The sequence below is a fragment of the Paracoccus sp. UBA5162 genome (assembly GCF_002413585.1).
Lineage (GTDB): Bacteria > Pseudomonadota > Alphaproteobacteria > Rhodobacterales > Rhodobacteraceae > Paracoccus.
Map to the genome: position 1 here is coordinate 23,969 of NZ_DHXG01000079.1, position 8,644 is coordinate 32,612.

General features: G+C 66.3%; 7 protein-coding genes. 3 read left to right on the plus strand and 4 right to left on the minus strand.

Annotated elements, in window-relative coordinates; all coding sequences use genetic code 11:
- Nucleotides 1-15: 15 nt before the first annotated feature.
- Together B4A72_RS13210 and B4A72_RS13215 are read right to left on the minus strand one after the other, a co-directional pair.
- Nucleotides 16-1,725: a glycosyl transferase family 90 gene (locus B4A72_RS13210; RefSeq protein WP_292978790.1), complete on the minus strand. Its 1,710-nt coding sequence runs from the start codon at nucleotides 1,723-1,725 to the stop codon at nucleotides 16-18.
- Nucleotides 1,725-2,933 (minus strand): MFS transporter, encoded by a 1,209-nt coding sequence (locus B4A72_RS13215; RefSeq protein ID WP_292953096.1) that lies wholly within the window; start codon nucleotides 2,931-2,933, stop codon nucleotides 1,725-1,727. The genes B4A72_RS13210 and B4A72_RS13215 overlap by 1 nt, the downstream gene beginning before the upstream one ends.
- 222 nt (nucleotides 2,934-3,155) lie before the next feature.
- Here B4A72_RS13215 and B4A72_RS13220 point away from each other — a divergent pair, with 222 nt between their 5' ends.
- Nucleotides 3,156-3,914 carry a GntR family transcriptional regulator gene (locus B4A72_RS13220; protein ID WP_292978792.1) on the plus strand — a complete coding sequence of 253 codons (759 nt, stop codon included), beginning with the start codon at nucleotides 3,156-3,158 and terminating at the stop codon, nucleotides 3,912-3,914.
- On the opposite strand, the gene B4A72_RS13225 is transcribed toward B4A72_RS13220, so the two are convergent.
- Complete coding sequence (locus B4A72_RS13225) at nucleotides 3,911-5,224, minus strand: TRAP transporter large permease (protein WP_292953102.1); 1,314 nt, start codon at nucleotides 5,222-5,224, stop codon at nucleotides 3,911-3,913. The two genes, B4A72_RS13220 and B4A72_RS13225, sit on opposite strands and share 4 nt — an antisense overlap.
- Before the next feature lie 379 nt (nucleotides 5,225-5,603).
- Between B4A72_RS13225 and B4A72_RS13230 the strand changes: the two genes are divergently transcribed.
- Both B4A72_RS13230 and B4A72_RS13235 read left to right on the plus strand, forming a co-directional pair.
- Nucleotides 5,604-6,968 (plus strand): L,D-transpeptidase family protein, encoded by a 1,365-nt coding sequence (locus B4A72_RS13230; RefSeq protein ID WP_292953105.1) that lies wholly within the window; start codon nucleotides 5,604-5,606, stop codon nucleotides 6,966-6,968.
- Nucleotides 6,965-7,819 (plus strand): extensin family protein, encoded by an 855-nt coding sequence (locus B4A72_RS13235; RefSeq protein WP_292953108.1) that lies wholly within the window; start codon nucleotides 6,965-6,967, stop codon nucleotides 7,817-7,819. Before B4A72_RS13230 ends, B4A72_RS13235 begins: the two co-directional genes overlap by 4 nt.
- A gap of 4 nt (nucleotides 7,820-7,823) precedes the next feature.
- On the opposite strand, the gene B4A72_RS13240 is transcribed toward B4A72_RS13235, so the two are convergent.
- A complete protein-coding gene (locus tag B4A72_RS13240) occupies nucleotides 7,824-8,555 on the minus strand; it encodes a Crp/Fnr family transcriptional regulator (protein ID WP_292953111.1) in 732 nt (243 codons plus the stop codon).
- Between the last annotated feature and the right edge of the window lie 89 nt (nucleotides 8,556-8,644).

Below are 8,644 nucleotides of genomic sequence, written 5' to 3' on the forward strand. Positions count from 1 at the left end.
CTTGCGCGATCATCTCTAGCGCGCCTCGCCCAGCCCGTCGAGGATCGCGGCCATGATTGCCCGGCGCGTCGGCAGGTCGCGCAGGCGTGCGCATTCGGTCCGGGCGGCGGCGGACATCGCCTTGCATTCCCTGGGATTGTCACGTGCCCAGGCCAGCTTTTCCTCGATATCCGCACAATACCGTGCCACGGGGATATAGTGTTTCCACGGTTTGAAGCGGCCGGAATAGAATACTTCCCAGCCATCTTCTTCCTTCAGCAGCACCGATCGGCTGTCGATCATCGGAATGAAGTTAGAGCCGTGGTCATAGCCGGTCAGGCAAAGCTGATAGCGGAACCGGCGGAAGAAGCCCGGCTTCCGGCGCGGCACGCAATAGGGCGCGATCAGCGGATCCGCGGCGAATTCGCGATAGCCCCAGGCCATGACGACGCCCAGATCGAAATCCGGATGGTCCCAGAAGCGCCGGACAAAGGCCATGCGGCTGGTGCGGCACAGCCCCCCGAATGCCTCTTGCCGGGCATCGGCATCGTCTTGTGCCGCCGCCAGTTGCCGCAGAAACACATGCGAGGCCGGGCCGGGCCGCACCGTATCGCGCATCTCGCTGCCCGAGATCATGCCGCGCCAGACCAGCCGGTCCTCCTTGTCCTCGAACGCGATGGGGTCGGCCGGCGCGGCAGGATCAAAGCCCGGCAGGCCGACATCGTGCTGGCCCGGCAAAGGCCACAGAACCATGTTGCGCGCGCCCTCGCGGCGGCAATGACCCAGAACCGGCCGTCCCGGCGCGGCACCGTCATCCGAACCGAGCCAGCGCGAATCCTCCATGTCGATGCTCAGGGGGCTTCTGCGGCCCAGTCGCAGGGCATCGTTGATGACCGCCTCGGCCCTGAGCAGCTTGAAATGGCGGCCAGGCTGCGAAACTGCGACGGATCCCGCGACCCGGATCCGGCGCGGCGCGCCCGCCGGATCCAGCACCCTGGCGCCGCCGTCCCAGAGGCAGGCATAGCCCGACAATCCCGCAACCGCGCCCTTGCCCGGCGCCCGACCGCGCAGACAGAACCCGGCCACGTCGCGAACGTAATCGGGATCGATGGCCGCCGGCGCCCGCACCCGGTCCAGCGCCGCCAGCAGATCGTCATCGCGCATGGCCCTGGGTGGGGCGATCCAATGCAGCGGAACCGGCTTGTGCGGCATGGAAATCAGGGGACGCAGCCGGTCGATCAGGTCGTGAGGGCTTTCGCGGTCCAGATCCACGCGGATCAGCCGCGGATCATCGCCGAAAAAGTCCTGAACGGCTGCGAGATGGGCGTTCCATTCGGCCCTCCACAAATCCGGCAGGTCGGCTTCGGGGATGCCGCGGTGATAGGCGTGGCACCGCGCGACCGCGCCCCTGTCGCGGGTCAGGCGGTCCAGCAGCCAGCCATCCAGCGCGCGCGTGGTCAGGATGAAATGCGCCTGCGGCACGGTGCGGGCCAGAAAGGCAAAGCGGCGCCACGCCTCCAGCGGCGGCTGCCAGAAGGGGTCGTTGCGCCACAGACCCGCGAACAGGCGGATGTCGTCGCGACCCGAGAACGGCACCCGACCCTCGGCCTCGGCCAGCAGGATCCGGGCGGCAAGGTCGCCGTTCTCGCCCATCGCGGCGCAGTGGCCGTTGCGGCGGAACAGGCGCACCAGCCGCGCGTCACCGCACCATTCCGGACTGATATGGAAGAAGATCGGGGCCGCCATCAGCCCCCGGTCAGCCGGCGCGGCAGCAGGATCGTCAGGCAGCCCAGGATCGGCAGGAACGAGCAGAGCAGGAACACCGTCTCGATCCCCCTCGCGTCGGCCAGCACCCCCAGCCCGGCGGCCGCGATGCCGCCCATGCCGAAGGAAAAGCCGAAGAACAGCCCCGCGATCATGCCTGTGCGGCCGGGCACCAGTTCCTGCGCATAGACCACGATGGCCGGAAATGCCGAGGCCAGGATCAGCCCGATCAGCACTGCCAGAATACCTGTCGGCACCAGTCCGACATGCGGCAAAAGCAGCGTGAAGGGCAGAACGCCGAGGATCGAGAACCAGATCACGCGCAACGGTCCCACGCGGTCCCCGACGACGCCGCCCAGCATGACCCCTGCCGCCATGCCGCCGAGGAACAGGAACAGCATGATCTGTGCCGCCTGCGTGGACAGGCCGAACTTCTCGATGGTGAAGAAGGTGAAATAGCTGGTCATGGCGGCGGTGTAGATATTCTTGGTGAAGACAAGAATGGCCAGAACCGCGATCGAACGGAAGACCATATCGCGCGGCAGCCGCAGCGCGCGGTCGACCTGTGCCGCCGTGGCCCGGCGCCGCCCCTCGGCCCAGTCGCCGACACGCCACAACAGCGCGATGCCAAGCGCCGCGGCGACCGCAAACCATGCCACCGCCGGTCGGCCCAGCGGCACGACGATGAAGGCCGCCAGCAACGGCCCCAGCGATTGTCCGGAATTGCCGCCAAGCTGGAACAGCGATTGCGCGGTCCCGAACCGCCCGCCCGAAGCCAGCCGCGCCACCCGCGAGCTTTCGGGATGGAACACGGCCGATCCGATGCCGATCATCATCGCGCCCGCCAGCAGCATCCCGTAGCTGCTTGCAAAAGCCAGCAGCAGCACGCCGCAGAAGGTCGAGGCCATTCCCAGCGACAGCGATCTTGGCTGCGGATGACGGTCGGTCACGATACCGATCAGCGGCTGCAGCAGCGAGGCCGTGACTTGGAAGGCAAAGGTCATGATCCCGATCTGCGCGTAGCTCAGCGAGAATTCGACCCGCAGCAGCGGATAGATCGCGGCCAGCATCGACTGCATCACGTCGTTGATCATGTGAGACAGGCTGATCGCCATCAGGATCGGCCACGTCGTCCGGGCCGGGCCGGCCAGCGGGCGGCCGGTCGCAGGCAGGTTGTCACCGACGCTCATGGCGCGCTGTCCTCCGATCGCTTGCAGATGATGAAATATCATTCGCGGAGCGGCTTGGAAATCCCCGGCCGGCACAACCTGGACGCGGGGGATTCGTGTTGGAAAACAAGCTGGAACAGCCAAGCTCCAGCTGCGTCAACTATGCCGATATCGACAGGTTTCCTTCCGGGCCGCGCGGATTGACACTATTGGCATGTGCTTTTCGCCGGTTTCAGGTTTCAGATGACAAAACTTCCACCGACCTTCGTCCGTTCATTGCGTCCCGGCGGCTCGGCCAGGGCGCCCAAACGGATGAACACCTGGCAATCCGTCCGTGCCGAGGTGCTGGAGCGGATCCGGTCGGGCGAATGGGCGCCGGGCACGCTGATCCCGACGGAACACCAGCTTGCGCATCAATTGGGCTGCGCCCGCGCGACGGTGAACCGCGCGTTGCGCGAACTGGCCGAAAGCGGCGTGGTCGAACGCCGCCGCAAGGTCGGGACCCGTGTCACGGCCACGCCGCATCAGCGCACGACGCTGGAAATGCCGGTCATCCGCAGCGAGATCGAGGCAGCCGGCGCGGTTTATCGCTATGTCCTGACCGCGTTCGAGCGGGGGCCGATCCCCTCGGAGGCGGCGTTGCGCGCACTGCAGGTCGAGGCAAGCCAGAATCTGCTGCTGGTCAAGGCGCAATATCTGGCCGATGGCGCGCCGCATTGCTGCGAGGCGATCTGGCTGAACCCCCGCGCCCTGCCCCCCCTGACGCGCGCCGATCTCGAGGGCCAGTCGGCACCCGAATGGCTGGCCCGGCACGTGCCCCTGACGCGCGGCAGGGTGACGATCCTGGCCGAGGGCGCCAGCGGCGACTGTGCCCACAATCTGTGGATCGAGCCGGGAACGCCGATCCTCGCGATCGAGCGGACGAACTGGCGCAACGCGACCCCGGTCTCGTTCTCGCGGCAGTTCTACCCGCCGCAGCACCGGCTGGTTTCCGAGGATTAGGGCACGGCGCCCATCGCCGTCGGGATCAGCAGCGAGACCGCGGGAAACAGGATCAGGATCGTCAGGACCAGAAGGTCCACGGCCAGGAACCGCCCGATCCCGGCGAAAATGCGGTCGATACCCATGTCGCGTGTCACTCCGGCGATGATATAGACGTTCAGCCCGACCGGCGGCGTGATCAGCCCGATTTCCAGCAGCTTGACGATGACCACGCCCAGCCAGACCGGATTCAGGTCGTAATCCGCGACCAGCCGGGCCAGGAAGGGCAGCGTCAGGACCAGGATGGCCAGCGGATCCAGAAACATCCCCATGATCAGATAGATCAGAGCAATCGCCAGCATCAGCATCAGATACGAGGGATCAAGCTGCGCGACCGACATCGAAAAGGCCTCGGCCATGCCGCTTTGCGTGGCGAAATCGGCAAACAGCCAGGCACCCGCCAGGACCAGCAGGATCGATACGCTTTCGATCAGGCTTTCCCGGCAGGCGCGCCATACAGCGCCCCAGGTCAGCCGAGTCTGCGCGACACCGATGGCAAGCGTCAGCGCGACCGAGATCGCGACGGCCTGCGCCACCGTCAGCGCCCGGCTGAAGATGCCGAAGACGATCACGGCAAAGATCAGGATCGCGGGCCATGCGGCGAAGGTGGCGTCCAGCGGCGTCGCGGTCGTGCGCGGGACATCGGGCGCGGCGCCCGGATCGCTTCGCACCCACCATGCGACGACCGCGATCATGCCCGCCAGCGACAGCAGGCCGGGCAGGATGCCCGCCATGAACAGCGGCGCGATGGGCCTGTCGGTCAGGATGCCGAACAGGACGAACAGGATCGACGGCGGGATCAGCGAGCCCAGCGTGCCGCCCGCTGCCACCGATGCGGCGGCCAGTTTCGGGTCATAACCCAGGCGCAGCATCTCGGGCACGCAAATCCGGCCCATGGTCGAGGCGCAGGCGGTCGACGATCCGGAAATGGCCGCGAAACCGCCGCAACCCAGCACGGCGGCCAGCGCCGGGCCACCCGGCAGCGATCTCAGCCAGACGGCGGAGGCATCGTAGATTCGCGTGCTGATTCCGGCATAGAGCGCAAGATTGCCAAGCAGGACGACCAGCGGCACCAGGAGCAGCCCGGGCGAATGGAGCAGGCCGTCAAGCGAGGAAAACAGCGACGCAATCGCACTGGGCAACGCCCCGCCCGCCGGCATCAGCAAAAGCCCCGGCACCGATATCGCCAACAACGCCAAGGCCAGCGGCACCCGCAACCAAAGCAGCACCAGCGCAAGCAACAGCAGGATCGGCCCGAGGCTTGCAGCCATGGCCTAGACCGTTCCTTTGCCGCAGCGATCGTCGATCGTCGCGGTCTCGCGCAATGTCGCCGGATTCCGCGAAAGCGGGCATCGTCTTCGGGGCGCGGCCATCGGAACGTCCGGCGCGAGGGGCCTGAGCGACCTCATCGCGGCGGTCGCGCCCGATCTTGCGGGTTGCCGCAACTGGAGATCCTCATCCGGCCCCCTTTCCCGGTCCGTCCTTCATGCGAAACCTCGCTGAATTCTTGCCGCTTGACCAGAGCGGGAAGGGCCGTTTCACAGGCGCCGCGCCCGGGGGCGGCATTTGAACGAAACGTGACCCCCGCAGTCTATGGAGTTTTGCCGAGAAACACACGATGCTGGCGAAACACGATCACCGGAGACCCTGATGCCGCGCCGCCTTGCCCTTTCGACATTTTTCGGACTGTCGCTTCTTGCGGCCTCGGCGATCCCTGCGGCAGCCCAGACCAGCGCCGCGACGCAGGATCGCGATGTGCCCTTCACCGCAGAGCAGATGGAGCTTGCGGCCTATGATGGCGGCGATCTTCCGCGCGGCCGTTCGGCGCTGACAGCCAAGGTGCAGCTTCTGCTGGATCGCTCGGGCACGTCGCCGGGCGTCATCGACGGCTACAAGGGCGCGATGAGCGAAAGCGCCATCCGCGCCTTCGAACGCCGCGTCGGCCTGCCCGAGGACGGGCTGATGGATCCGCATGTCTGGAACCTGCTGCAATCCTATTCCGAAATTCCGTTGACGCAGACCTACACCATCACCCAAGAGGACGCCGAAGGGCTGGTCGACGACATCCCGTCCGATTTCGCCGAAAAGGCCAAGATGTCCACGCAGGGCTATACCAGCATTGCCGAAAAGCTGGGCGAACGTTTCCACATGGACGAAAAGTTCATCTCCTTCCTCAATCCGGGCGTTCCGATGGTGCCTGGATCGACGATCAAGGTCGCCAACCCGGCTGCCAACATGAGCAAGAAGGTGGCCCGCATCTTCATCGACAAGGCGACGCGACGCGTGGCCGCCTATGACGAAGCGGGCAGGATGATCGTCGATTATCCGGCGACCATCGGCTCGGACGCGACACCCTCGCCCTCGGGCAAGCACCGTGTCACGTCGGTCGCGATAAATCCGAACTATACCTACAACCCGTCGAAGAATTTCAAGCAGGGCAACAACGACAAGGCGCTGATCATACCGCCGGGCCCGAACGGGCCCGTGGGATCGGTCTGGATCGATCTGTCCAAGCCGACCTACGGCATCCACGGCACGCCGACCCCTTCGCAATTGTTCAGGAACCAGTCGCGCGGCTGCGTGCGGCTGACGAACTGGGACGCACAGGAACTGGCAAGGCTGGTCATACCCGGCGTGACCACGGTCGAGTTCCTCGATGCGGGCGTGACGATCGCGGATGTCACGGGCGAAGGGGCGCAGCCGGCCGCAACCAGGGACGCGATGCTGGAAACGGCCAGCGCCGCGGCCGCCGAAGCCGTGACGCAGACAAACACCGTGTCCGACACCCTGCCCGCGCCGGCGACGGTCACGACGAAACCCGCAGCACCCCTTTCCCTGCCCGAAACCGGTGGCGGGGCCACACCCGCGCCCCCGAAGGTCTATGAAAACACCAGCGAGGAAACCGCCGACGCGGCGGCGTCGCTGGCGCCTCAGCGCGGTGATCCGCTGAGCCATGCCCTGTCGGGCGCCTTGCCGGACGCCTTCGTCGTGCCGCCGCTGGAAGGCGAGAATTGAGGGGGCCGACCCCGGTTCTGACCCTGCTGGTCTTGCTGCTGGCCGGGCCGGCCGTGGCGCAGGAACGGCCACCGGGCGCCGGCCCCGTCAGGGCGCAGTCCGCGCTGACAGGCATCCGCCCGCCGGAACGACCCGCCGAGGAAGCCAAGGCATCCGAGGAAACCACGGCGTCGCCCCCCAAGCCGGAGCAGGCCGGCGTTCCCGAAACCGAAGAAGCGGCGGCCCCGCCGGCCGAGGCCTTCGGTCCGCCAGCACCGCCCGCATGGTACGCGGCGCGTGAAAGCGACGAGGATTTCGCCGCCTGCCGACTGGCTCTGGCGATGCTGGGCACGGTTTACGAAAACCGGCCCGCCGTGACGAATCCGGACAATCCCGATTGCGGCATCGCCCGGCCGATCCGGGTTCAGCGCATCCTGCCGGACCTGATACTCGAGGGCGGCGCGGAGATGCGATGCGACACCGCGCGGGCACTTGGTCTATGGGCGCGGGATTTCGCGCGGCCGGCGGCAGCGACCCTGCCCGGCGCACCCCGCCTGACGGGGCTGCGGCTTGGCAGCACCTATGCCTGTCGCGCCCGTGTCGGCACGGGTCAGGCCCGCCCGAAACTGTCCGAACACGCGCTTGGAAATGCCATCGACATCTCGGCTTTCCTGTTCGAAGGGGCCGGGACGCTGCCGGTTCAGCCCCGACGGGACAGCGGCGACCAGGCGGAGGCGTTTCAGCGAACGGTTCGGGGTGCGGCCTGCCTGTTCTTCACCACTGTCCTGGGTCCGGGCGTGAACAAGGCCCATGCCGAACACCTGCATTTCGACATTGCCGCGCGACGCGGAGACTGGCGCCTGTGTCAGTAAAGGCTCAGCGGTTGCGCCGTTCCAGATCCAGATAGGTCGCATCGAAACGCGCCAGTGTCGCCAGTCCGCGCCAATCCAGAATGGTCACGTCGGCGCCGGACCAGCGCAACAGCCCCCGATCTCTCAGATCGCGGACCGCCCGGTTCACATGGATCGGGGAATAGCCAAGGATGTCTGCAAGTTCGCGTTGCAGCAGCGGCAGGGAAAATTGCCCGTTCGCCGCCGCGCCGACCACATTCAGGCGCGTGTAGATCTCGCACAAGAGATGTGCCAGATGCGCGCTGGATCGCAGCGAGGCCGCCGCGACCAGCCATTGCCGGTGCACAGCCGCGTCGATCAGCGTCGCCATCCATAAGAGCCGTGTCAGATGCGGAAAATTCTCTGTTATTTCAGTAAGTTGATCGTGACCTATGAATTCGACCTCGGCCGAACCGACAGCGATCACGGCATGTTCCAGCCCAGCCAGAACGAACCCGTGAAGATCAACGAAATCGCCGGGCACATGCAAGGCCGTGATCACCCGATCGTCGGGCCGGCCGACCAGCTTGTGTGATCGGGCGGACAGGCCGCGCAGCATCATGCAACTGCGGCTCTCGGTCCGGTCGAAAGGCACGATCACGTCGCCCGGACCATAGCTGGCCTGCTCGGTCTTCAAGGCGCGAAGTCGCTGAAGGTCGGCCTCGGAAAGACTGTCACGCCGTTGAAGATAGCGGATAAAATACTCGGTAATCGCCATCCGCCCCTTCCTTTCGCGCAACTGCCGGACAGTTGCAAATCAGCCCGACCGGCGCAATGGTCGGGGGGCTTAGTGTAACATTCATTAAG

Excerpts from the sequence above, each read along its gene's own strand:
- B4A72_RS13210 (WP_292978790.1), bottom strand. The coding sequence starts at position 1,725 with ATGGCGGCCCCGATCTTCTTCCATATCAGTCCGGAATGGTGCGGTGAC.
- B4A72_RS13215 (WP_292953096.1), bottom strand. The coding sequence starts at position 2,933 with ATGAGCGTCGGTGACAACCTGCCTGCGACCGGCCGCCCGCTGGCCGGC.
- B4A72_RS13220 (WP_292978792.1), top strand. The coding sequence starts at position 3,156 with ATGACAAAACTTCCACCGACCTTCGTCCGTTCATTGCGTCCCGGCGGC.
- B4A72_RS13225 (WP_292953102.1), bottom strand. The coding sequence starts at position 5,224 with ATGGCTGCAAGCCTCGGGCCGATCCTGCTGTTGCTTGCGCTGGTGCTG.
- B4A72_RS13230 (WP_292953105.1), top strand. The coding sequence starts at position 5,604 with ATGCCGCGCCGCCTTGCCCTTTCGACATTTTTCGGACTGTCGCTTCTT.
- B4A72_RS13240 (WP_292953111.1), bottom strand. The coding sequence starts at position 8,555 with ATGGCGATTACCGAGTATTTTATCCGCTATCTTCAACGGCGTGACAGT.